Source organism: Klebsiella sp. K47 (assembly GCF_051858335.1).
GTDB classification, from domain to species: domain Bacteria; phylum Pseudomonadota; class Gammaproteobacteria; order Enterobacterales; family Enterobacteriaceae; genus Klebsiella; species Klebsiella pneumoniae.
Genome location: NZ_JBPYUI010000434.1, coordinates 1 through 223 on the forward strand (window position 1 = coordinate 1; position 223 = coordinate 223).

1 protein-coding gene is annotated in these 223 nt (G+C 61.4%); it reads left to right on the forward strand.

Going from position 1 to position 223, the window contains the following annotated elements:
* Window positions 1-223, forward strand: a 223-nt coding sequence (locus RRF55_RS28680) for an efflux RND transporter permease subunit (protein ID WP_439419398.1), incomplete at both ends; no start/stop codon positions are given.

Consider the following 223-nt stretch of genomic DNA (forward strand, 5'->3'; position numbering starts at 1 on the left):
GCCGCGCTGGAAGCCGGTCATCTGCGTTTCCGTCCGATTCTGATGACCTCGCTGGCCTTTATTCTGGGCGTGGTGCCGCTGTACATCGCCTCCGGCGCCAGCGCTGCCAGCCAGAAGGAGATCGGCACCGGCGTGTTCTGGGGCATGGTGATTGGCACGCCGATCTCCGTGTTCCTGGTGCCCGTGTTCTTTGTGGCCGTGTTCAATCTGTTTGGCAAGAAGT